This is a genomic window from Achromobacter sp. Root83 (assembly GCF_001428845.1).
Taxonomy (GTDB): Bacteria; Pseudomonadota; Gammaproteobacteria; order Burkholderiales; family Burkholderiaceae_B; genus Achromobacter.
Genome location: NZ_LMIU01000022.1, coordinates 656,327 through 674,449, shown reverse-complemented (window position 1 = coordinate 674,449; position 18,123 = coordinate 656,327). Strand labels below are relative to the sequence as shown.

Annotated in this window: 21 protein-coding genes; 11 read left to right on the top strand and 10 right to left on the bottom strand. The window is 66.8% G+C overall.

The features are described 5' to 3' along the window. The first annotated feature begins 141 nt into the window (after window positions 1-141). The 4 genes from ASE30_RS18925 (at window position 142) to ASE30_RS18910 (ending at window position 2,757) form a co-directional block, all read left to right on the top strand. Window positions 142-1,008 (top strand): D-amino acid aminotransferase, encoded by an 867-nt coding sequence (locus tag ASE30_RS18925; protein ID WP_057285791.1) that lies wholly within the window; start codon window positions 142-144, stop codon window positions 1,006-1,008. 109 nt (window positions 1,009-1,117) lie between these two features. Next, window positions 1,118-1,390: a YbeD family protein gene (locus ASE30_RS18920; protein WP_057285790.1), complete on the top strand. Its 273-nt coding sequence runs from the start codon at window positions 1,118-1,120 to the stop codon at window positions 1,388-1,390. Window positions 1,391-1,402: 12 nt separating this feature from the next. Then, on the top strand, window positions 1,403-2,038 hold the full coding sequence (lipB, locus tag ASE30_RS18915; protein ID WP_057285789.1) for a lipoyl(octanoyl) transferase LipB: 636 nt from the start codon (window positions 1,403-1,405) through the stop codon (window positions 2,036-2,038). Then, window positions 2,035-2,757 carry a tetratricopeptide repeat protein gene (locus ASE30_RS18910; RefSeq protein ID WP_057285788.1) on the top strand — a complete coding sequence of 241 codons (723 nt, stop codon included), beginning with the start codon at window positions 2,035-2,037 and terminating at the stop codon, window positions 2,755-2,757. Before lipB ends, ASE30_RS18910 begins: the two co-directional genes overlap by 4 nt. A gap of 100 nt (window positions 2,758-2,857) precedes the next feature. On the opposite strand, the gene ASE30_RS18905 is transcribed toward ASE30_RS18910, so the two are convergent. After that, window positions 2,858-3,670, bottom strand: a complete 813-nt coding sequence (locus ASE30_RS18905) for a substrate-binding domain-containing protein (RefSeq protein WP_057285946.1) — start codon at window positions 3,668-3,670, stop codon at window positions 2,858-2,860. A gap of 125 nt (window positions 3,671-3,795) precedes the next feature. On the opposite strand from ASE30_RS18905, the gene lipA reads away from it, so the two are divergent. Beyond that, window positions 3,796-4,800, top strand: coding sequence for a lipoyl synthase (gene lipA / locus ASE30_RS18900; protein WP_057285787.1), 1,005 nt, complete (start codon window positions 3,796-3,798; stop codon window positions 4,798-4,800). 61 nt (window positions 4,801-4,861) lie between these two features. Here lipA and rfbC read toward each other — a convergent pair whose 3' ends face one another. From rfbC to ASE30_RS18885, 3 genes are all read right to left on the bottom strand, one after another. Beyond that, on the bottom strand, window positions 4,862-5,407 hold the full coding sequence (gene rfbC, locus ASE30_RS18895) for a dTDP-4-dehydrorhamnose 3,5-epimerase (protein ID WP_057285786.1): 546 nt from the start codon (window positions 5,405-5,407) through the stop codon (window positions 4,862-4,864). Window positions 5,408-5,432: 25 nt separating this feature from the next. Further along, the gene (rfbD, locus tag ASE30_RS18890; protein WP_057285785.1) at window positions 5,433-6,338 is read right to left on the bottom strand and encodes a dTDP-4-dehydrorhamnose reductase; all 906 of its coding nucleotides are present in this window, start codon (window positions 6,336-6,338) and stop codon (window positions 5,433-5,435) included. 127 nt (window positions 6,339-6,465) lie between these two features. Continuing rightward, window positions 6,466-7,020 carry a cob(I)yrinic acid a,c-diamide adenosyltransferase gene (locus ASE30_RS18885; RefSeq protein ID WP_057285784.1) on the bottom strand — a complete coding sequence of 185 codons (555 nt, stop codon included), beginning with the start codon at window positions 7,018-7,020 and terminating at the stop codon, window positions 6,466-6,468. A gap of 208 nt (window positions 7,021-7,228) precedes the next feature. Here ASE30_RS18885 and ASE30_RS18880 point away from each other — a divergent pair, with 208 nt between their 5' ends. Beyond that, window positions 7,229-7,534 carry a copper-binding protein gene (locus ASE30_RS18880; protein ID WP_057285783.1) on the top strand — a complete coding sequence of 102 codons (306 nt, stop codon included), beginning with the start codon at window positions 7,229-7,231 and terminating at the stop codon, window positions 7,532-7,534. A 140-nt stretch (window positions 7,535-7,674) separates the two neighbouring features. Here ASE30_RS18880 and hslU read toward each other — a convergent pair whose 3' ends face one another. The 5 genes from hslU to ASE30_RS18855 form a co-directional block, all read right to left on the bottom strand. Beyond that, window positions 7,675-9,009 (bottom strand): ATP-dependent protease ATPase subunit HslU, encoded by a 1,335-nt coding sequence (gene hslU, locus ASE30_RS18875; RefSeq protein ID WP_057285782.1) that lies wholly within the window; start codon window positions 9,007-9,009, stop codon window positions 7,675-7,677. A 70-nt stretch (window positions 9,010-9,079) separates the two neighbouring features. Next, the gene (hslV, locus tag ASE30_RS18870) at window positions 9,080-9,619 is read right to left on the bottom strand and encodes an ATP-dependent protease subunit HslV (protein WP_006224835.1); all 540 of its coding nucleotides are present in this window, start codon (window positions 9,617-9,619) and stop codon (window positions 9,080-9,082) included. A gap of 132 nt (window positions 9,620-9,751) precedes the next feature. Further along, window positions 9,752-10,216, bottom strand: coding sequence for an RNA polymerase-binding protein DksA (gene dksA / locus ASE30_RS18865; RefSeq protein WP_006216410.1), 465 nt, complete (start codon window positions 10,214-10,216; stop codon window positions 9,752-9,754). Window positions 10,217-10,341: 125 nt separating this feature from the next. Continuing rightward, the gene (locus ASE30_RS18860) at window positions 10,342-11,460 is read right to left on the bottom strand and encodes a GTP-binding protein (protein ID WP_057285781.1); all 1,119 of its coding nucleotides are present in this window, start codon (window positions 11,458-11,460) and stop codon (window positions 10,342-10,344) included. A gap of 369 nt (window positions 11,461-11,829) precedes the next feature. Further along, window positions 11,830-12,333: a Fur family transcriptional regulator gene (locus ASE30_RS18855; RefSeq protein WP_057285780.1), complete on the bottom strand. Its 504-nt coding sequence runs from the start codon at window positions 12,331-12,333 to the stop codon at window positions 11,830-11,832. Between the two features lie 328 nt (window positions 12,334-12,661). Here ASE30_RS18855 and ASE30_RS18850 point away from each other — a divergent pair, with 328 nt between their 5' ends. From ASE30_RS18850 to ASE30_RS18830, 5 genes are read left to right on the top strand one after another with little or no spacing between them, the layout of a single operon-like run. Continuing rightward, complete coding sequence (locus ASE30_RS18850) at window positions 12,662-13,384, top strand: metal ABC transporter ATP-binding protein (protein ID WP_057285945.1); 723 nt, start codon at window positions 12,662-12,664, stop codon at window positions 13,382-13,384. Next, a complete protein-coding gene (locus ASE30_RS18845; protein ID WP_057285944.1) occupies window positions 13,381-14,247 on the top strand; it encodes a metal ABC transporter permease in 867 nt (288 codons plus the stop codon). Before ASE30_RS18850 ends, ASE30_RS18845 begins: the two co-directional genes overlap by 4 nt. A gap of 24 nt (window positions 14,248-14,271) precedes the next feature. Continuing rightward, on the top strand, window positions 14,272-15,297 hold the full coding sequence (locus tag ASE30_RS18840) for a metal ABC transporter substrate-binding protein (RefSeq protein ID WP_057285779.1): 1,026 nt from the start codon (window positions 14,272-14,274) through the stop codon (window positions 15,295-15,297). Continuing rightward, window positions 15,258-15,941 (top strand): DUF1007 family protein, encoded by a 684-nt coding sequence (locus ASE30_RS18835; RefSeq protein ID WP_057285778.1) that lies wholly within the window; start codon window positions 15,258-15,260, stop codon window positions 15,939-15,941. Before ASE30_RS18840 ends, ASE30_RS18835 begins: the two co-directional genes overlap by 40 nt. A 47-nt stretch (window positions 15,942-15,988) precedes the next feature. Then, window positions 15,989-16,996, top strand: coding sequence for a nickel/cobalt transporter (locus ASE30_RS18830; protein ID WP_235515286.1), 1,008 nt, complete (start codon window positions 15,989-15,991; stop codon window positions 16,994-16,996). 111 nt (window positions 16,997-17,107) lie between these two features. On the opposite strand, the gene xerC is transcribed toward ASE30_RS18830, so the two are convergent. Next, a complete protein-coding gene (gene xerC / locus ASE30_RS18825; RefSeq protein WP_057285943.1) occupies window positions 17,108-18,097 on the bottom strand; it encodes a tyrosine recombinase XerC in 990 nt (329 codons plus the stop codon). Between the last annotated feature and the right edge of the window lie 26 nt (window positions 18,098-18,123).

Sequence of the window (18,123 nt, the reverse complement as noted above, 5' to 3'; positions counted from 1 at the left end):
TTTGCATTCAGGGGGCGGGCCTTGCGGCCCGTCCCTATCCTTTTCTACGCCGGGCCGTCCCAAGCGAAAATGTCCCTTTGGGGACGGCCAGCACGCAATGCGTGCGCGGCGGGGCAATTTCTCAATTCTCAGGAGTGCCTCATGATTCCGGGCGTGCCGGGCGAAAGCCAGGTGTATCTCAATGGCGAGTTTCTGCGCGTGGACGAGGCCAAGATCTCCGTCCTCGACCGCGGGTTTATTTTCGGCGACGGCATCTACGAAGTCGTCCCCGTGTACCAGGGCAATGCGTTCCGCATGGCCGAACACCTCAACCGCCTGGACCGCAGCCTGGCCGCCTTGCGGATCGGGCAGCCGTTCGACCGCGCCGGCTGGATCGACCTGATACAGCAGTTGCTGTCGCGTTCCAATCTGGACACCTGCATCGTCTACCTGCAGGTGACGCGCGGCGTGGCCAAGCGCGACCACCAGTTCCCGGCCACGCCGGTTGCGCCCACGGTGTTCGGCATGATCTCGCCCTGGTCGCCGCCGCCCGCCGCGCAGCGTACCCAGGGCCTGACCGCGATCAGCATTCCCGACGAGCGCTGGCTGCACTGCGAGATCAAGTCGGTATCCCTGCTGGGCAACGTGCTGGCCAAGCAGCAGGCGGTCGACGCGAACGCGGACGAAGTCGTGCAGTTCCGCGACGGCTATCTGACTGAAGGCTCGTCCACCAATATCTGGGTGGTGTCGGGTGGCAAGCTGCTGGCGCCGCCCAAGAACAACCTGATCCTCGAAGGCATCCGCTACGGTCTGATGGGCGAACTGGCCGCCGAGGCGGGCATCCCGTTCGAAGCCCGGCGGATCTCGCAGCAGGAAGTGGAAGAGGCCGACGAACTGATGCTGTCGTCCGCTACCAAGGAGGTGCTTGCGATCGTCTCCCTGGACGGAAAACCCGTCGGTTCGGGCAAACCCGGCCCTGTTTTTGAACAATTGCGTGCGGGTTATGATGCCCGCATCGCCGCGCTGTAATCCGGCGCCGGGCGGCCGCAAGCGCCGCCCGCGGCCGCCAGCGGTACTTGCCAGCGCGCCGCTTGCCCCCATATAAGAACATTCAGGGGCAACTCTTTTTAGGCACATCATGCATATTCCGCCCGAAGATTCTTTGATCGAATATCCCAGCGACTTCCCCATCAAGGTCATGGGCAAGCAGCATCCCGAGTTTGCGCAGACGCTGACCGAAGTCGTGCTGCGGTTCGACCCGGGGTTCGACGCCGCGACGGTTGAGATGCGCCCCAGCAAGGGCGGCAACTACATGGGCCTGACCTTCACCGTGCGCGCCACGTCCCGCGAACAGCTGGATGCGCTCTACCAGGCGCTGCATGGCCATCCGATGGTGTCCATCGTCCTGTAAGGCAAGACGGCTGTGATCAAATGGCTCGCGCGGCCGGCGGATTACCTGGCGGTCTGGCAGGACATGCAGGCCTACACCGCCCTGCGCGGCGCGCAGACGCCCGACGAAATCTGGCTGTGCGAACATGCGCCCGTCTACACGCTGGGCCAGGCGGGCCTGCCGCAGCACGTGCTCGATGCCGGCGGCATTCCCATCGTCCAATGCGACCGAGGCGGGCAGGTCACGTACCACGGACCCGGGCAGGTCATGGCGTATGCGCTGTTCGATCTGCGCCGCGCCGACATGTACGTGAAGGAATTCGTTTCCCTGCTTGAAGCCGCCATCATCGACACGCTGGAACAGATGGGCGTGGCGGGCGCCTGCCGCAAGGCCGGCGCGCCGGGCGTCTACGTGCCCGGCCCCGATGGCGGCGAACTGGCCAAGATCGCCGCGCTGGGCATCAAGATACGCAACGGAAGGGCCTACCATGGGGTGTCGCTGAACGTGGCGATGGATCTGGCGCCGTTCCTGGGCATCAACCCCTGTGGCTACGAAGGGCTGCGCACCGTCGACATGGCGGCCTGCGGCGTGCAGTGCACGCCCACGGAAGCGGGCGATGCGCTGGCGCTGAACCTGGCGCATGCCTGGCACCGAAGGAGCACGACTTGAAGACCTACACCGCGGCCGATGTCGCCGCGACCACGCCCGAACAGCTGGCCCGCCTGCGCGAGTCGGGACCGCCCGAGGACTACGCCGCCTGGATACGGGCCGCGGCCGAACTGGGTCTGGTCGAGGCGCAGACCATCTACGGGCAGATGCTGCTGGACGGCGTGGGCGTCGAACGGCAGCCGGAAGAAGGACTGGCGTGGTTCAGGCGCGCGGCCAATGCCGACCACCTGATGGCGGTCAACATGGTGGGACGCTGCTACGAGAACGGCTGGGGCGTACCGGCTGACGATACCGTCGCGGCCTATTGGTTCCGTCTGGCCGCCGATGGCGGACTGGATTGGGGCATGTATAACTACGCCCATATGCTGCGCAACGGCCGGGGCGGCGTCACGCAGAACCTGGCCGCCGCGCTGGCCCTGTACCAACAGGCCGCGCATACCGGCCACGTGAAGTCCATCGGCGTGGTTGGGCGCTTTTATGAAGCGGGCGATATCGTGCCCCAGGACATGGACCGCGCGTTCGACTGCTACCAGCGCTGCGCCGAAGGGGGCGATTTCCGCGGCATGTTCCATCTGGGCCGGCTGCTTTTGCTGCGCGGCAAGAAAGAGGAGGCCGTGCAGTGGCTGGTCCGCGTGCCCGAGACGTCCACGCCTGCGTTCCTGAAAGAAGCCAACGGCATGCTGCAAGAGTGCGGCTTTCCGGCGCTGTACGAAGCCTGACCGGCACCCAGCCCGCCCCGGCAACGCCGACGCGGCGACGCGGGCCACATGGGCTGGCCCGCCGCGCCTGCTGGCCCAGCCGGCCTGCGCCACGGCTGCGCTAGGTGCTGAGCCGGGCCTCGAAGGCGACCTCCAGGGTTTGCCGCTGACCGGCGCCCAATTCTCCCTGTAGACGATCCAGCAGAAGCTGGGCGGCGCGGCGGCCGAGCTCGGCGGCGTCTGCGCCCAGGGTGGTAAGACCCTGCGCCCACTGCGCCGCGCTGCCGTCGTCCGTGAAACCCAGCACCGCCAAGTCCTGCGGCACATGCAGATCGCGGTTATGCGCTTCGGACACCGCGGCTGCCGCCAGCAGATCCGAGGTGCAGAAAACGGCGTCGAAGATCGTATTGGTGGCCAACAGGCGCAGGAAAGCCATGCGGCCGTCGTTCATGTTCTGCGCCTCGGGCTGCACGATGTCCGCGACCTGTTCCAGCCCCAGTGCGGAAGCGCTGCTCACGAAGCCTACGCGCCGGGCGCGTTCCCAGGGGTTGTCCGTGCTGATGCAGGCCACCAGCGCGTGCCGCTTTTCCGCCAGGTGGCGGGCGGCTGCCCGTCCCGCTTCCTCGTTGTCGATCACGACGGCGCTGTCCAGCGGCCGGTTGGATGCGCTCCAGGTTTCCACCACCGGTATCTCCAGGGCCGCCAGGGCGGCCCGCAGGGCGGGGTCGTCGAGCGGGCCGATCACCAGCGCGGCGGCCGGGCGCAGCGCGGCTAGCTGGGGCAGCATCTGGACGTCTTGCCAGGGGCCGGCGGCCAGGTAATACCCGGCAGGAGCCAGGCGTTCCGCGCAGGTTTGCACGGCGCGGGAGGCGGGCGCGGCATCCATCCGCGGCGCAATGAGGGCGATGGGGCGTAGCGGGGGCAGGGAAGGCATGGGAAAGTCTGCGGATTCGTCAGGCAAGACGATAACCCAGCGGATGGGCGGATCTGCTTGCGGAGGGTAAAATGCCGTTTTTGTCCCAAACTGGCCGTCTTGCGCGCCGGTCATGAAGGTGCCCCATGTCTACGCTCGCCGAGTCTCCTGTTCCCTCGAACGAATCCGCCGCCGCGCCCGCGGACGTGGCCTACGATCCGACGCAAAAGCAGAAATCGCAGGCCAAGACGGCGCGTATCCCCATCAAGATCATTCCCGCGGAGCGCCTGAAGAAGCCTGAGTGGATCCGCGTGAAGGCCGCCGCGCCCGGCTCGCGCTTCTACGACATCAAGCGCATTCTGCGCGAGCACAACCTGCATACCGTCTGCGAGGAAGCGTCCTGCCCCAACATCGGCGAATGCTTCGGCAAGGGCACGGCCACGTTCATGATCATGGGCGACAAATGCACCCGCCGTTGCCCGTTCTGTGATGTGGGTCACGGCCGTCCTGACCCCCTCGACACCAAAGAGCCCGAGAACCTGGCGCGCACCATCGCCGCGATGAAGCTGTCCTACGTGGTGATCACCTCAGTGGACCGCGATGACCTGCGCGACGGCGGGGCGGGCCATTTCGTCGACTGCATCACCCATATCCGCGAATTGTCGCCCACTACCCGCATCGAGGTGCTGGTGCCCGACTTCCGAGGCCGCCTGGATCGCGCGCTGACCATCCTGAACGCCGGTCCGCCAGACGTGATGAACCACAATCTGGAAACCGTGCCGCGCCTGTACAAGCAGGCACGCCCGGGTTCGGACTACCTGCATTCGCTGAAGCTGCTGTCCGAGTTCAAGAAGCTGCACCCGGAAGTGCCCACCAAGTCGGGCCTGATGCTGGGCCTGGGCGAGACGGACGAGGAAATCCTGCAGGTGATGCGCGACATGCGCGAGCACAACGTGGATATGTTGACGATCGGCCAGTACCTGCAGCCGTCGGAACATCACCTGCCGGTGCTGCGCTATGTGCACCCGGATACGTTCGCGATGTTTGAACGCGAAGCCTATGCGATGGGGTTCTCGCACGCGGCGGTCGGGGCGATGGTGCGGTCTTCGTACCATGCGGACGAACAGGCGCACGCGGCTGGGGTGAATTGAGTCTTGGCGGGCGCCGGGCCTGACGGCCCGGGGTCGGCAGCGCGGGGTCAGCGGCCCGGCGTCAGCAGCTTTCCGCGTCGCGTAGCCGGGCGCCGTTCTGGTCCTTGGCGGAGAGCAAAGGCGCGTCCTGCCCGCATGGCCACGCGATCCCCAGATCCGGATCGTCCCAGCGCACGCACCGCTCGTGTTGCGGCGCGTAGTAGTCCGTTGTCTTGTACAGGACCTCGGCCGATTCGGACAGCGCCAGGAATCCATGCGCGTAGCCTTCGGGTATCCACATCTGGCGCTTGTTGTCCGAGCTGAGCACCGCCGCGACCCATCGTCCGAAGGTGGGCGACGCGCGGCGCATGTCCACCGCCACATCGAAGATCTCGCCGGCGCATACACGCACGAGCTTGCCCTGGGTTTGCCGGACCTGATAGTGCAGCCCTCGCAAGACGCCCTTGGCTGATCGCGAATGGTTGTCCTGCACGAAGCGGCGCGGTGATCCGACAGCGGCTTCGAACGCGGCCTCGTTGAAGCTCTCGAAGAAGAATCCCCGGTCATCGGTCCGGACGCTGGGCTCCAGGATCAGCACCTCGGGTAGCGCGAGCGGCAGGGCTTTCATTGAGATACCCCATCCACCACCATGCCTAGGCGCAACATGCGTCGTCTCCGCGTTCGAAAAGTTGATCCAGAAATCCGTCCACGTCCTCAGTCCACGGCGAAAATTCGCGTCCCAGCGCGTGGCCGAGACGCGTGGTGTCCAGCATTGAATTGTGGGGCCGTTTCGCCGCGGCCGCGTAATCCTTGGACGCGATGGCGCGAATCCGGTCGGGCGACAGGGCCAGCGAGGCCCCTCGCGCGATGGCGCCCGCCACGAGGTAGCGGGCGAACGCATGCCAGTTCGTGTAACCCCCGGCGGCCAGATGATAGATGCCCGGCGCCAGCGACTGCTGACGGCGGCGCGAGATCGCCAGCGCGGTCACGTCGGCGACCAGGCCCGCGGAGGTGGGCGAGCCGTGCTGATCCGAGACCACGTCCAGGCTGGAGCGGGTCTGCGCCAGGCGCAGGATGGTGTTGGGAAAGTTCCGGCCTTGCGGCGCATACATCCAGCCGCAGCGGAACACCAGCGCCTCGCAGGCGCTGGCCAGGACGGCCGATTCGCCCGCCAGCTTGGTGACCCCGTACAGATTGCGCGGATTGGGCACATCGGTCTCGGTATAGGGCCGATGCAGCGCGCCGTCGAAGACGTAGTCGGTCGAATAGTGAACGAGCAGGGCGCGCGAGTCGCGGGCGTACCGCGCCATGGCCGACACCGCCTCTGCATTGACCTGGGTGGCCGTCTGCCGATCGGTCTCGGCCTGGTCGACGGCCGTATAGGCGGCGGCATTCACAATGACGTCGGGCCGGTGGATCGACAGGGCGTCCAGCAAGGCATCCCGGTCGCGCAGGTCCACGTCGCCGCGTCCCAGCGGCGTGACGTCGCCGACCGGGAGCAATGCGCGTTGCAGTTCCTGGCCGAGTTGGCCGGTCTTGCCAAACAGTAGGATTTTCACGCCGTTTCCGCTAAGTCTTGCCGGGCTTGCCGCAACCGGTGCCGGTGTTGGCACGATACGCCCCGCTGGCGACAGGCGCCACGTGCAACCCGGTGGACCCAATTGCGCCGATCATACGCAAGGCGTGCTACCGGCGCGCCTGCGCGCCGGCCCAGAAGGTGTCTTTCTGGCCCGCATGCTGGTTGATACAGCGCGCCAGCACGAACATCAGATCCGACAGCCGGTTCAAGTACTGCCTGACCGGCGCATTGACGCTATCCACCCGCGCCAGTCCCACCACCGCGCGTTCAGCGCGCCGGCATACCGTGCGCGCCATGTGCGCCAGCGCGGCGGGCCGCGAGCCCCCGGGCAGGATGAATTCCCGCAGTGGAGGCAGTGCGGCGTTGTAATGCGCCAAGCGCGCGTCCAGGCGGGCGATCTGCTCTTCTTTCAGCGCGACATGGCCCGGGATGCAGAGCTCGGCGCCCATGTCGAAAAGGTCGTGCTGGATGGCCAGCAGGTCGGCGGCCATCTCTGGGGGCAGGGCTTCGGTCAGCAACAGGCCGACGACGCTGTTCAATTCGTCCACCTCGCCCAGGGCCGCGACGCGGGGCGCGTCCTTCGGCAGGCGCGATCCGTCCCCGAGGCCGGTGGTGCCGTCGTCTCCGGTGCGGGTGGCAATGACGGATAAGCGGTTGGCCATGAGGAAAATCCTGATTCGGTGAGAAGACGTTAGGGGTTTGCGTCCGGCGGTAAGTTCACGCGTGCGGGACGGGGCAGTCCGCAAACAACCGTCAGGATTGTTGCGTACTCGCAGGGAAACTGTTGCATTCGCGCAGTATCCTAGCACTGTAGGAAGCAGGCTGGGTTTGGTCCCGCCGCGGCTTCCGTTGCACTGGGAGGTTACCCATATGGCTTTTAGCCGCAAGTATGCAATACCCATGGCCGTCGCCACCGCGATGGCTGTCGTGTCGCTGGCCGCGCCCATCGCGTTCGCGCAGCAGGCCGACGCCACGGGCGAAGTGCGGCGGGTGGATCCCGCCGCGGGCAAGGTCACGATCAAGCACGACGCCATCAAGGCGCTGGACCTGCCGGCCATGTCGTTGGTGTATCAGGCGGCCCCCGCTCTGCTGGCCAACATCAAGGCCGGGGACAAGGTGCATTTCACCGCCACCCGCAAGGATGGGAAGTACGTGGTGACCGCAATCAGCAACTGAGGCCGCCCAAGGCCCGAAAATCCGCCGCGCCGTGCCTTTTGGAGCCAATCCGTTCGGGTGGCGCCGGCGTAAAAAAACCCCGACGCAATGACTTGCGGCGGGGTTTTTGATTTCAGGCCGAAGCCCGTCTGGCGCGGCGCTTACAGCACGTAGCGCGCCAGGTCCTGGCTGCTGGCGGCCTCCGCCAACTGGGAATTGACGTAGGCAGCGTCGATCTTCACGCTCTTGGCCTGGCTGGACGTGGCGTCGAAAGACAGCTCGTCCAGCAGCTTCTCCATCACCGTGTACAGGCGGCGGGCGCCGATGTTCTCGGTGGTTTCATTGACGTCGAAAGCCAGCTCAGCCAGGCGGCGCACGCCTTCTTCCGTGAATTCCAGTTGCACGTCCTCGGTGGCCATCAGCGCCGTGTACTGCTTGGTCAGCGAGGCATCCGTATCGGACAGGATGCGAACGAAGTCTTCGGCGGTCAGCGATTCGAGTTCGACGCGGATCGGGAAGCGGCCTTGCAGTTCGGGGATCAGGTCCGAGGGGCGCGACAGGTGGAACGCACCGGAGGCGATGAACAGGATGTGGTCGGTGCGGACCATGCCGTAGCGCGTGTTGACGGTGGTTCCCTCGACCAGCGGCAGCAGGTCGCGCTGCACGCCCTGGCGCGACACGTCGGCCCCGCCGGATTCCTGGCGGGCGGCGATCTTGTCGATTTCGTCCAGGAAGACGATGCCGTTCTGCTCGACGTTATTGATGGCCACGGTGCGCAGGTCTTCTTCGTTGACGCGCTTGGCGGCTTCTTCGTCGACGATGAGCTTGAAGGCTTCGCGGACCTTCATCTTCTTGGGCTTTTTCTTGTCGCGGGCCATGCCCGCGAACATGCCGCGGAGCTGTTCGGCCATTTCTTCCATGCCGGGGGGCGTCATGACGTCCATTTGCGGCGCGGCCTGGGCGACCTCGATCTCGATTTCCAGGTCGTCGATCTTGCCTTCGCGCAGGCGCTTGCGGAAGGTCTGGCGGGCGCTGTTGTCTTCGCCGCGTTCCGGCTCGCCGGAGGCGCCGCGCGCGGGCGGGACCAGGGCGTCCAGGATGCGGTCTTCGGCTGCGTCTTCGGCCTGGGTGCGCACGCGGCGCATTTCCAGTTCCCGGGTCTGCTTGATCGAGTATTCGGTCAGGTCGCGGATGATGGTATCCACGTCGCGGCCGACGTAACCCACTTCGGTGAACTTGGTGGCTTCGATCTTGATGAACGGCGCGTTGGCCAGCTTGGCCAGGCGGCGCGCGATCTCGGTCTTGCCGACGCCGGTCGGGCCGATCATGAGGATGTTCTTGGGATGGATTTCGTGGCGCAGGGGCTCGGCGACCTGCTGGCGGCGCCAGCGGTTGCGCAGCGCCACGGCAACCGCGCGCTTGGCGCGGTCCTGGCCGACGATGTACTTGTCGAGTTCGGAGACGATCTCTCCGGGCGTCATGTTGGATGCGGACATGAGGGCGGATCCTTGAAGCTAGGGCGGGCTGGGGGGGCGCTGCGGCGCCAGGGGCGCCGCGGGGCAGGCGTCAGTCGCCCAGCGTTTCGATGACGTGGTTCTGGTTGGTATAGATGCAGAGGTCGCCGGCGATCTCAAGCGATTGCTTGACGACGGTCTCGGGCGACAGATCGGTGTTGCGCAGCAATGCCAGCGCGGCCGATTGGGCATAGGCGCCGCCGGATCCGATGGCCGCCAGGCCGTGTTCGGGTTCCAGCACGTCGCCGTTGCCGGTGAGCACCAGCGTGTGTTCGGTGTCCGCGACGATCAGCATGGCTTCCAGGCGGCGCAGGACGCGGTCGGTGCGCCAGTCGCGGGTCAGTTCGACCGCCGCGCGCATCAGGTTGCCCTGGTGCTTTTCCAGCTTGGCCTCGAAGCGTTCCTGCAGCGTGAATGCGTCGGCCGTGGCGCCGGCGAAGCCGGCCAGGATCTTGTCGTGGTATAGCCGGCGGATCTTGCGGGCCGTGCCCTTGACGACGATGTTGCCCAGGGTGACCTGGCCATCGCCGCCGAGCGCGACGCGGTTACCGCGGCGCACACACACGATGGTGGTGGCGTGAAATTGTTCCATGCGTTCCTTCCTTTGAGAAGATTAGCTGGGGGCGGTCGCGGAGAAATCAAGGAATTAGTACTTTCGGACGATAAAAAAGGCCATGCTGGCAAGCAGCATGGCCCCTCAGGGGCGGAGCGAATGCGGGACGGATCAGTCGCCGTAGAGCTTCTGGCGCATTTCACGGCGTTCCTGCGCTTCGAGCGACAGGGTGGCCGTGGGACGGGCCAGCAGGCGCGGAACCCCGATGGGTTCGCCGGTTTCTTCACACCAGCCGTATTCGCCGCTGTCGATGCGGGCGATGGACTGCTGCACCTTCTTGAGCAGCTTGCGCTCGCGGTCGCGGGTGCGCAGTTCCAGGGCGTGTTCTTCCTCGATCGTGGCGCGGTCGGCGGGGTCGGGCACGAACTGCGTTTCGCGCAGGTGCTCGGTGGTTTCGCCGGCGTTGGCCAGGATGTCCTGTTCGAGTTGTTTGAGCCGTTCCTTGAAGAAAGCCAGTTGGCGTTCGTTCATATAGTCGGACTCGGGCATGGCCAGCAATTCCTTCTCGCTGGGCAGATCAATCGCCGTATCGCTCGTCGACTTACTTGATTTTTTGGTTGCTGCCTTGGTAGCCATGTAAACACTCCACTATGAATCGATCCTGGCGCGGGCGTCCATTCCCGGTCCGTGTTACTTGTTGCCTACGCTATTCGTACCTCACAGTACTGCCTTCGTCGCATCGCGTCACGCAGGAAGGGGGATTACCCCGCCAGGCACTGCTCCAAGCCCCGGGTGAAAATCTCCTGGGGCAGCTTACGTCCAATGAATACCATCTTGGTGGACGGCTTTTCGGCCGCGGTCCACGGCTTGCCGGGTTCGGCGCCCATCATCATGTGCACACCCTGGAACAACATGCGGCGGTTGATGCCCTTCATGTACAGGATGCCCTTGTAGCGCATCAGGTCGGGGCCATAGACCTGCACCACGCCACCCAGGAATTCCTCAAGGCGCGCGGGATCGAACGGCTTGTTGGAACGGAACACGAACGCGCCGATTTCGTCGTCGTGCTGGTGGTGATGGTGCTGATGGGCATGATTGCAGTGCGCACCGCAGTCGCCTTCGTGATCGTGGTCGTGATCATGATCGTGGCCGTGGTCATGCCCATGGTCGTGGGCATGGCTGTGGGCGGCGTCGGGGTGCTCATCGGCCAGGAATTCCGGGTCGATGTCCAGAATGGAATTCAGGTTGAAGCCGCTGATGTCGATAATGGACTTGAGGTCGACTTCGCCGAAATTGACGGCGGTGATCGGCGCGCGCGGGTTCATGTGAACCAGGCGGTGGCGCAGCGCTTCGTAGTCGACTTCGTTGACCAGGTCTTTCTTCGAGATCAGGATGCGGTCGGCGAAACCGACCTGCTTCTGGGCTTCGGGCTGTTCGTCGAGCGTGGACATGCCGTGCTTGGCATCGACCACCGTGACCACCGCGTCCAGGCGGTAGTACTCGGCGATGTCGTCGTCCATGAAGAACGTCTGGCAGACGGGGCCAGGGTTGGCCATGCCGGTCGTTTCAAGGATGACGCGTTCGAAAGTCAGTTGGCCGGCTTCGCGCTTGGCGCGGAGTTCGGACAGGGTGCGCATCAGGTCGCCACGCACCGTGCAGCAGACGCAGCCGTTGGACAGTTCGATGATTTCTTCATCGCTGTCCTGCACCAGCAGGTCGTTGTCGATGCTTTCCGGTCCGAATTCGTTTTCGATGACCGCGACGCGGCGGCCGTGGAATTCGGTCAGGATGCGTTTGAGCAGGGTGGTCTTGCCCGCACCGAGAAAGCCGGTGAGGATGGTGACGGGAACCATTTTGTCCAAACTGCGCGGGGTGTTCATGGCGAAGCTGCTAGCGTGAAGTCAAGGCGTGAATCTAGGGCCATGACGGGGGTTTTCAGCCGGGTTTTCAACCGGGTTTTCGACCACCGGCGGATGATGTCTGCCACAGGCTGCGAAGGCTGCCGATAGCGGCCGGACGCAGGATTACAGCACAGTCAAGGGCGGGGGGCAAACCCCGGGCCAACCCGGGGGGCATAGCCGTCCAGATCGCGGCCGTACGCCGCCAAGTATCCGGCGATATGACTATTTTGGGGCGGTTTGCCGGATTTCAAGGGAGGGCCTGGCCCCAGTGAATGAGGCGTGCGTCCAATCCCTCGTCAATATCGATGCGCCCAAGGGATGGATGGCATCCGCCAGGCGGGGGCGCCTTCAGTGATGATGGTGCTGATGGCTAGCGTCGGCGGGCTGCTTTTGCTGGCACTGGGGACACAGCGCGCGGATTTCGGTTTCATGCGTGGCCAGGGCGTAGCCGGTCTGCGCGACGCGCTCGGCCAGTTGCCGGCTCATGGCGGGATCGGACACTTCGGCCACCGCGCCGCAGCCGGTACAGACCACCAGCAGATCGTGGGGCGCGCCGCCGGCGTCATGGCAGGCGCTCCAGGCGTTGACGGCATCCAGGCGGTGGATCAGGCCCTCGTCCATCAGGAAGTCCAGCGCGCGGTACACCGTGGGGGGCGCGGCGCCGGGATGCACGGCGCGCATGGCGTCCAGCAATTCATAGGCCTTCAGGCTGCGGCCATGGCGCAGCAGTAGCTCCAGGACCTTGCGGCGGATGGGAGTCAGGCGCCGTCCGCGCTGCGCGCACAGCGTTTCGGCGACGCTGAGCTGAGCGCCTACGGTGTCGCTGCGGGGTGCACGGGGTGGAGCGGACATGGCGGGCTTTATCTGAATGGGAAACGCGCGCGATGCGCGCGAGATGCCTGGGAAGGTAGCAGAAAACCTCCTTGCGCGGGAAATGGCCCTGCGGCCCGGCCAGTTTAGTTATGATATAACATAATAATATCGATCGTTTCCGGCTTCCGCCTTTCTTTGCCATGTCTCATTTCACGCTTCTGCCCCAGCGGCCCGGCGCCGCCGCGCGGCATCGAGCGCCGCCGCGTTCCGCCTTTCTTGTCTGCGCCTGGCGGCGCATGGCGTACGCCTTGGCCGCGGCGACGGCGCTGTGGGCGCTGACGGGCTGGGCGCTGGACTGGTGGCCGCGATGAGCGCGTCGTCCATCGCCATCGAACTTGCCGACGCGTCTTTCGGCTGGCACGGGCAGGCGGCGCTCAAGTCGGTGTCGGGGACCTTCGCCGCCGGTGGCATGACGGCCGTGGTGGGGCCCAACGGCGCCGGCAAGTCGACCCTGATCAAAGGCATCATGGGCGTGCTGCGGCCCATGACCGGCAGTGTGCGCATCGGCGGGGCCGGCCGGTCGGCGCTGGCGTGGCTGCCCCAGGCGGCCGAACTGGACAGGTCCTTTCCCGTGACGGTGATGGACCTGGTGGCCATGGGGGCGTGGCGCCGCGTGGGCGGATGGCGCGGGTATGGTGCCGGCGAACTGGACCGCTGCATGCATGCGCTGGAGACCGTGGGCCTGGCGGACGCGGCGGGGCGCGGCGTGGATACCTTGTCCGGCGGGCAGATGCAGCGCACCCTGTTCGCGCGCATGCTGGTGCAGGACGCGCCGGTGCTGCTGCTGGACGAGCCGTTCGCCGCCGTGGACAGCGATACGGCCGATGAACTGATGGCATTGCTCTGCGGGCTGCACGGCCAGGGGCGGACCGTGATTGCCGTCCTGCACGACCTGGATCTGGTGCGCGGCCACTTTCCCGAATGCCTGCTCCTGTCCGGCTCGGTCGTGGCCTGGGGCGATACCGCCGAGACCCTTGACGACGCGCACCTGAGGGCGGCGCGGCAATGGCGCGCAAGGTCCTGGATATGACGTTGGCGCAGTGGGTGGTCTCGCCATTTCTGGATTATGGCTTCATGCGGCGCGCCCTGGCCGGGGCCAGCGCCCTATCGCTGGGCGCCGCGCCGCTGGGCGTATTCCTGGTGCTGCGGCGCATGAGCCTGATGGGCGACGCGATGTCCCACGCCATCCTGCCCGGCGTGGCCGCCGGCTTCCTGCTGGCGGGACTGTCGCTGGGCGCGATGATGCTGGGCGGCATCGCCACCGGTCTGGCGGTGGCGATGCTGGCGGGGCTGGTGGCCCGGCTCACGCCGCTGCGCGAGGACGCAAGCTTCGCGGCGTTTTACCTGATCTCGCTGGGGCTGGGCGTGCTGCTGGTGTCGCTGCGCGGCTCCAACATGGACCTGCTGCACGTCCTGTTCGGCACGGTGCTTGGGCTGGACGACGCGGCGCTGCTGCTGGTGACGGGCACGGCCAGCGCGACGCTGCTGGTGCTGGCCGCGATCTACCGCCTGCTGGTGGCTGAATGCCTGGACCCCGGCTTTTTGCGCGCGAGCGGCGGCCGGGGCGGGTGGGTGCACATGGGCTTCCTGGTGCTGGTCGTGGTGAACCTGGTGGCCGGATTCCAGGTGCTGGGCACGCTGATGGTGGTGGGGATGATGATGCTGCCCGCCGCCGCCGCCCGCTTCTGGGTGCGCTCGGCCGCCCGCCAGATTCCACTTGCCGCGGGTTTCGGCGTGGCGGCGTCGGTGGCCGGCCTGCTGGTTTCCTATCACTTCGACGTGCCCGCCTCTCCGGCCATCATCCTGGCGGCCGGCGCCTGCTATCTGTTTTCCATCGTGGGCGGTCCGCAAGGCGGACTGCTGCGGGCCGCGCGCCGCGTGCGCCGGGCCTGAGAGATTTCAATAAGGAGATTCGCTATGCGTACGATTCTGCCGGCGCGCCGCCGCGCATTGCTGGCCATGGCCGGCCTGTGCCTGTCGGCCGCGATGGGGGCCGCGCCCGCGGCCGAACCCTTGAAAGTGGCGGCCAGCTTTTCCATCCTGGGCGACATCGTGCGGGAAGTCGGCGGCGCGGACGTCAGCCTGGCCACGCTGGTCGGGCCCGATGGCGACGCGCATGCCTACGAGCCCACGCCGGGGGATGCGAAGAAGCTGGCAGCCGCGCGCGTGCTGTTCGTGAATGGTCTGGAATTCGAGGCCTGGCTGCCCAGGCTGGTGAAGTCATCGGGCTTCTCTGGCCAGACCGTGGTGGCGTCGCAAGGCGTTGCGCCGCGCAAGTTCGCCGGCCATGACGACGAGGGCGAGGGGCATGGCGACAGCGGTGACCACGGCCACGGGCACGGAAATGAGCAAGGCCATGACCACGACCACGACCACGAGCATGGCGACGGCCATAAGGACGGCCACCATCATGGCGATGCCGATCCGCATGCCTGGCAGAGCCTGGCCAATGGCGTGATCTACGCGCGCAACGTGGCCGAGGGCCTAGCCGCTGCGGATCCGGCGCGCGCGCAGGCCTATCGGCTACGCGCGAAGGCGTATATCGAACGGCTCGAATCGCTGGACGCCAGCGTCAGGAAGACGTTTGCCGCGATTCCGGCCGCGCGCCGCAAGGTCGTCACCTCGCACGATGCTTTCGGCTACTTCGGCGACGCCTACGGCGTGACCTTCATTCCGGCGATGGGGGTGTCGACGGACGCGGAGCCGTCGGCGGGCGAAGTGGCTGGCATCATTGAGCAGGTCCGGCGCGACCGGGTGCCGGCCGTGTTCGTGGAGAACATCAGCAGCCCCAGGCTGGTCGAGCAGATTGCGCGCGAGACCGGCGCAAAGGTGGGTGGTACGCTTTATTCCGATGCGCTGTCCAAGCCTGGGCAGCCCGGCGCCACCTATCTGGAAATGTTTGAATGGAACGTACGTCAGCTTGCCGCGGCCTTGCAGCCCTGACCGCCGTGGCGGCACTGCTGGCGGCGGGCGCCGCCAGCGCGCACCCGCACATGTGGATCGACGCCCGCGCGGCAATAGATATCGACGCGCAGCACCGCATCGCCGCGGTGCGCCAGGTCTGGCTGTTCGACGAGATGTTCGGCGCCTACGCCACGCAGGGTCTCAAGAAGGGCAAGGACGGTTCGCTGCCGGCCGATACCCTGCAGGGCATGGCCCAGGACTGGATGAAGGCGCTTGGCGAGCCGATCTCGCATTACTTCACGCGGGTCACCGTCGACGGCAAGACGGTTGCCTTCGCGGCGCCGCGCGATGCCCGCGTCGACTGGAACCCGAAGACCACTCGCCTCACGCTCTCATTCACGCTGCCGCTGGCCGAACCCGCCGCGCCGGGCGCGGATGGCGCGCAGGTGGATATCTACGACCCTACCTATTTCGTGGCCTACGCCTTTGACGCGCAGGGCGCGGTGTCGCTCGCCGGCCCGCAGGGCGCGGCCTGCACCGCCGCCTACCGCAAGCCCAAGGAACTGGATTGGAACATCATGCAGCAACTGGCCGCGATCCCGGCCGATCCGGACGCATTGCCGGACGAGCTATTCGCCATCACCAAAGGACTGACGCATCGCATCGAGGTGCGATGCCCTTAGCGCGGTCTTTAACGCGGCCGTTGGTCCTGCTGTTGTTGCTGAGCGCCATGGCGTGGATGTCCGTGGCTGCCGCGCAGGGCGCGCATCCGTTCGGCGTGCCGGAAAGCGGGGCAGGCGCGGGCGGGCCGGGCTGGCTGGCGGGGTTCTTCGGCCAGGTCTCTGCCTGGCAATCGCATTTCTACCGCCAGTTGACGGGCGCGGTGCGCGCCTGGCAGGCGGACGGCAGTGCAGCCTGGACGCTGATCGGCCTGTCATTCGCCTATGGGATTTTCCATGCGCTGGGGCCCGGACATGGCAAGGCCGTGATTTCCTCGTATGTGCTGGCCAATCGCCAGACCGCGCGCAATGGCGCGCTGCTGGCGCTGGCGTCCGCGCTGATCCAGGCGGCGGTGGCGATAGGGATGGTGGCGGTGCTGGCGATGGTGTTCAACGCCACGGCCGCGACGATGAACCAGGCCACGCGCTGGCTGGAACTGGCCTCGTACGGGCTGGTGACGCTGCTGGGCGCATGGCTTGTCTGGATCAAGGCGGTCCGTCCCGTGTTGCGGCATTCCGGCGGCGTCCCACCGCGTGCCGCCGCGACCGCGCCCGCCCCGAAAGGCGCGGCGGCGCTGCGGGCGATCGCCGTGCATGCGCCGTCGTCCTGGCACGGCCATGCGCACCATGACGACCATTGCGGATGCGGGCACGCGCATGCGCCCGCGCCGGAGCAGGTCGCCGGACCCTTGAACTGGCGCCGCGCCGGGTCCGCCATTCTTGCGGTGGGCCTGCGCCCGTGCAGCGGCGCGGTGATCGTGCTCGTGTTCGCCCTGTCGCAAGGCTTTTTCCTGGCCGGCGTAGCGTCGGCCCTGGCGATGGGACTGGGCACCGGCCTCACGGTGGCGGCACTGGCCTGCCTGGCCGTGGCGGCAGGCGAAGCGGCCACGCGCCTGGGCCGCCGGTTTTCCAGCGCGGGCGCGGCGCCTCTGCGTTACGCCGTGGAAGCGTTGGCGTCGGTCGCGGTGCTGTTGCTGGGCGTGATGCTGCTGGGCGGCATGATGGCCGGGGGCGGTTAGCGCCGGTGCGGTAAACGGGGAGCTCGCCGTAAAAGGGAGCTGCGCAACCAGGAAGCTGCGCAACAAGGGAAGCGGCGTAACGAAGGAAGCCGCGTCAAAGGTCCCCGGCCTTCAGGACTTGCGTCCGGCCCGCGGGTGCGCCTGGTCGTAGGCCTTGGCCAGATGCTGGAAGTCCAGCCGGGTGTAGATCTGGGTGGTCGAAATGTTGGCGTGGCCCAGCATTTCCTGGACCGCGCGCAGATCCTGCGCGGATTGCAGGACGTGGCTGGCGAAGCTGTGGCGCAGCACGTGCGGATGCACATGCGTGGGCAATCCGGCTTCTTGCGCGATGCGCGCCAATTGCAGTTGAACGACGCGCGGGGAAATGCGGCGTCCGCGCGCGCCCAGGAACAGCGCGGCGGCATCTTCGGGCAGCGACGCGGGCGGGGCCAGTTGCGGGCGCGCGCCGATCCACTTGCGCAGGGCCGCCAGCGCTTCCTGCCCCACGGGCACGGAGCGGCGCTTGCCGCCCTTGCCCAGCACCACCACTTCGGCTTCGTCCAGGCTCAGCCAGCCGCGCGACTCGTAATCCGCGGACCGCTGGTAGCGCAGGTCCAGTCCCACCAGTTCCGACAGGCGCAGGCCGCTGGAATAGAGCAGTTCGAACATGGCCTGGTCGCGCAGCGCGGCGGGTTCCGTGGCGACGCGGGCGGGCGCGCGGTCCAGCAAGGCCTGGGTCTGCTCCACCGACAGTGCCTTGGGCAGACCGCGCGGCGCCTTGGGCGCACGCACGTTCGCGACGGGATTGCCGGCCAGATCGGCGGCCGGCGCCCACCATTGGTAGAAACCGCGCCAGGCGGCCAGAGTGCGCGCCAGGCTGCGCGGACCGCGGCCCTGGGCGTGCAGGCGCGCCACGAACTGTCGGATATGGCCGTTGGCGAGCTTGTCCAGCGGCAAGCCGGCCTTGTCGGCGAGTTCGCGCAGGAAGTGGAGTTCCCGCCGGTAGCCGTCCAGCGTGTGGGGCGAGTAGCGGCGGTTGGTTTCCAGATGGCGCAGCCAGGCGCGCATCGGATCGGGCAGGGGGGAGTCGGGCGGATCGCGGTCTTGCGCGGCGTTCTGCATTGCGTCCTCCTTGGCCGCCCGCTCGG

Excerpts from the sequence above, each read along its gene's own strand:
- ASE30_RS18830 (WP_235515286.1), top strand. The coding sequence starts at position 15,989 with ATGGCGTGGATGTCCGTGGCTGCCGCGCAGGGCGCGCATCCGTTCGGC.
- ASE30_RS18880 (WP_057285783.1), top strand. The coding sequence starts at position 7,229 with ATGGCTTTTAGCCGCAAGTATGCAATACCCATGGCCGTCGCCACCGCG.
- hslU (WP_057285782.1), bottom strand. The coding sequence starts at position 9,009 with ATGTCCGCATCCAACATGACGCCCGGAGAGATCGTCTCCGAACTCGAC.
- ASE30_RS18850 (WP_057285945.1), top strand. The coding sequence starts at position 12,662 with ATGAGCGCGTCGTCCATCGCCATCGAACTTGCCGACGCGTCTTTCGGC.
- ASE30_RS18885 (WP_057285784.1), bottom strand. The coding sequence starts at position 7,020 with ATGGCCAACCGCTTATCCGTCATTGCCACCCGCACCGGAGACGACGGC.
- ASE30_RS18860 (WP_057285781.1), bottom strand. The coding sequence starts at position 11,460 with ATGAACACCCCGCGCAGTTTGGACAAAATGGTTCCCGTCACCATCCTC.
- ASE30_RS18905 (WP_057285946.1), bottom strand. The coding sequence starts at position 3,670 with ATGCCTTCCCTGCCCCCGCTACGCCCCATCGCCCTCATTGCGCCGCGG.
- ASE30_RS18925 (WP_057285791.1), top strand. The coding sequence starts at position 142 with ATGATTCCGGGCGTGCCGGGCGAAAGCCAGGTGTATCTCAATGGCGAG.
- rfbC (WP_057285786.1), bottom strand. The coding sequence starts at position 5,407 with ATGAAAGCCCTGCCGCTCGCGCTACCCGAGGTGCTGATCCTGGAGCCC.
- ASE30_RS18840 (WP_057285779.1), top strand. The coding sequence starts at position 14,272 with ATGCGTACGATTCTGCCGGCGCGCCGCCGCGCATTGCTGGCCATGGCC.
- ASE30_RS18845 (WP_057285944.1), top strand. The coding sequence starts at position 13,381 with ATGACGTTGGCGCAGTGGGTGGTCTCGCCATTTCTGGATTATGGCTTC.
- lipA (WP_057285787.1), top strand. The coding sequence starts at position 3,796 with ATGTCTACGCTCGCCGAGTCTCCTGTTCCCTCGAACGAATCCGCCGCC.
- ASE30_RS18855 (WP_057285780.1), bottom strand. The coding sequence starts at position 12,333 with ATGTCCGCTCCACCCCGTGCACCCCGCAGCGACACCGTAGGCGCTCAG.
- ASE30_RS18835 (WP_057285778.1), top strand. The coding sequence starts at position 15,258 with ATGGAACGTACGTCAGCTTGCCGCGGCCTTGCAGCCCTGACCGCCGTG.
- xerC (WP_057285943.1), bottom strand. The coding sequence starts at position 18,097 with ATGCAGAACGCCGCGCAAGACCGCGATCCGCCCGACTCCCCCCTGCCC.
- dksA (WP_006216410.1), bottom strand. The coding sequence starts at position 10,216 with ATGGCTACCAAGGCAGCAACCAAAAAATCAAGTAAGTCGACGAGCGAT.
- hslV (WP_006224835.1), bottom strand. The coding sequence starts at position 9,619 with ATGGAACAATTTCACGCCACCACCATCGTGTGTGTGCGCCGCGGTAAC.
- ASE30_RS18920 (WP_057285790.1), top strand. The coding sequence starts at position 1,118 with ATGCATATTCCGCCCGAAGATTCTTTGATCGAATATCCCAGCGACTTC.